Origin of the sequence: Desulfosarcina sp. (assembly GCF_041551955.1) — a bacterium.
GTDB lineage: Bacteria > Desulfobacterota > Desulfobacteria > Desulfobacterales > Desulfosarcinaceae > Desulfosarcina.
The window spans coordinates 1-3,161 of the sequence record NZ_JBFELV010000534.1 but is presented as its reverse complement, the minus strand read 5'-3'; the positions used below and the strand labels follow the sequence as shown (position 1 = coordinate 3,161).

General features: G+C 59.7%; 1 protein-coding gene. It reads left to right on the top strand.

What is annotated here, in order from left to right:
- A partial coding sequence (locus tag ABYV26_RS23695) for an efflux RND transporter permease subunit (RefSeq protein WP_372683822.1) occupies positions 1–3,013 on the top strand: 3,013 nt, incomplete at its 5' end.
- Between the last annotated feature and the right edge of the window lie 148 nt (positions 3,014–3,161).

The window sequence follows — 3,161 nt, the reverse complement described above, 5'->3', positions numbered from 1 at the left end:
GGAGATCCGCCTGGATGCCATCCCAGATCTCTCCGACGTGCAGGTGATCATCTTCACCGAGGTTCCGGGCCAGGGACCGCAGCTGGTGGAGGACCAGGTCACCTACCCGCTGACCACCGCCATGCTGTCGGTGCCGTTTGCCAAAGTGGTTCGGGGGTATTCCTTTTTCGGCATCTCCTTCGTTTATATCATCTTCGAGGACGGTACCGACCTTTACTGGGCGCGCAGCCGGGTGCTGGAGTACCTCAATTTTGTAGCCGGCCGCCTGCCCCAGGGGGTTACCCCCTCACTGGGCCCAGACGCCACCGGCGTAGGTTGGGTTTTCGAGTACACCCTCGAGAGCGACCGCCACGACCTGGCCCAGCTGCGTTCCATCCAGGACTGGTTTCTGCGCTACGAACTGGCCAGCGTGCCGGGGGTGTCCGAAGTGGCCTCCATCGGGGGATACGTCAAGCAGTACCAGGTGGTTGTCGATCCTAACCGGCTGCGGGCCTATAACATCCCCATCCAGAAAATCCGCATGGCCATCAAGCGCAGCAACAGTGACGTGGGCGGCCGGTTGGTGGAGATGGGCGAGACCGAGTTCATGGTCCGGGGGCTGGGCTATATCAAGAGTATCGAAGACCTGTATTCCGTTCCTTTGGGTGTGAACGACCGGGGGGTCCCTATCCTTTTGCGCAACGTGGCCACGGTCAGGCTCGGGCCGGAGCTGCGGCGGGGCATTGCCGACTACAACGGGCAGGGTGAAGTGGTGGGCGGCGTCATCGTCATGCGCTTTGGCGAAAATGCCCTCAAGGTGATCGACAACGTCAAGCGTCGCCTGGACGAACTCAAGAGCGGCCTGCCTGAAGGGGTGCGCGTCAAAGCGGTCTACGACCGGTCAGGGCTGATTCTGCGTGCCGTTGACAACCTCAAGCGCACACTGATCGAGGAAAGCGTCATCGTGGCCATCGTGTGCATCGTTTTTCTATTTCACTTCCGCAGCGCCCTGGTGGGCATCTTTACCCTGCCGGTGGGCGTGTTCATCAGCTTCATCATCATGCACGGCCAGGGGATCAACGCCAACATCATGAGCCTGGGGGGCATCGCCATCGCCATCGGCGCCATGGTGGACGGTGCCATCGTCATGATCGAGAACGCCCACAAGCACATCGAGCACGACGGCGGGAAAAAACCCCACTGGGAGCTGATTGCCGACGCCGCCAAGGAGGTGGGCCCTGCGCTGTTCTTCTCCTTGCTGATCATTGCGGTAAGTTTTTTACCGGTATTCACCCTCGAAGCCCAGGAAGGCAGGCTGTTTCGCCCCCTGGCATTTACCAAGACCTACGCCATGGTGGGGGCCGCTGTGTTGGCCATTACCATCGTGCCCATCCTCATGGGCTACCTGATCCGTGGAAAGATACGCCCTGAGCAGGAAAACCCAGTAAACCGGTTTCTGATCTGGATCTACCACCCCATTATCAAGGTGGTGCTCAGGAAAAAAGCCATCGTGCTGGTTGCCGCGGTGGTGATCCTGGCGCTCACCTGGATCCCGGTCAAACGCATGGGATCTGAATTCATGCCGCCCTTAAACGAAGGTGACCTGTTGTACATGCCAACCACCCTGCCGGGCATCTCCATCACCAAGGCCAAAGAACTGCTCCAGCAGACCGATCGGATCATCGCCTCGTTCCCGGAAGTGCACCACACGTTCGGCAAAATCGGGCGGGCGGAGACGGCCACCGATCCGGCACCCTTGAGCATGATTGAAACCACCATCACGCTTCGACCGGAATCCGAATGGCGCGAAGGCATGACCATGGAAAAGCTGGTGGATGAGCTGGACAAGGCCATCCAGTATCCGGGCCTGACCAACGCCTGGACCATGCCCATCAAGACTCGCATCGACATGCTCTCTACCGGCATCAAAACGCCGGTGGGCATCAAGATCATGGGTGAGGATCTGCAGGTGCTTTCCGATATTGGTGAGCAGGTGGAGGCCGTTATCCGGGAGGTCCCGGGGACGCTGAGTGTCTATGCGGAGCGGGTGACCGGGGGCAATTTCCTGGACTACGAGATCCGTCGCACCGATGCGGCCCGCTACGGGCTTACGGTGGGTGACGTCCAAGACATCATCATGACCGCGGTCGGCGGAATGAACATCACCCAGACCGTGGAAGGGTTGGAGCGCTATCCGGTCAACCTGCGCTATGGCAGCGAACTGCGGGACACGCCGGAGAAACTGCGCCGGATTTTGGTGCCTACGCCCACCGGCGCACAAGTCCCCATCGCCCAACTGGCCGACATCCGCATCGTCAAGGGGCCGCCGGTGGTCAAGAGTGAGAACGCCCGCAACAGTGCCTATGTTTACGTGGACATCACCGGCATCGACGTGGGGACGTACGTCAAGGCCGCCCAAAATACCGTCCAGGAAAAAATCGATCTGCCGCCGGGCTACAGCCTGGTGTGGAGCGGACAATACGAATACATGGTTCGGGCCGAAAAGCGGTTGATGATCGTGGTTCCGATGACCCTGCTGCTCATTTTCCTGCTGCTCTATTTCAACTTCAGGGACATGGCCGAAAGCCTGCTGGTGATGCTCAGTGTGCCCTTTTCCCTGACCGGCGGGTTCTGGCTCATGTATCTTCTTGGGTACAACATGAGTGTGGCCGTGGGTGTGGGATTTATCGCCCTGGCCGGCGTGGCTGCCGAAACCGGGGTGGTCATGCTGATCTATCTGGACATCTCTTACCGCAAGTTCAACGAGAAATACGGAAACAGGTTCAACCGGCGCCATCTCAACGAGGCCATCGAAGAGGGTGCCGCCCTGCGCGTGCGCCCCAAGATGATGACCGTGGTGGCTATCATGGCGGGTCTGGCCCCGATCATGTGGAGCCATGGATCCGGTTCCGAGGTGATGAAGCGCATCGCCGCCCCCATGATCGGCGGCATGGTCAGCGCAACGATCCTGACCCTGGTCGTGGTGCCCGTGATCTATGGGATATGGAAGGGGTGGCGGCTGCCGGAGGATTGAGGACATAAGACAGAGGACTGAGGATTGAGGACAGAGGACTGAGGACTGAGGACTGAGGACAGAAGACGGAAGACGGAAGACGGAAGACGGAAGACGGAAGACGGAAGACGGAAGACGGAAGACGGAGGGCTGAGGACTGAGGACTGAG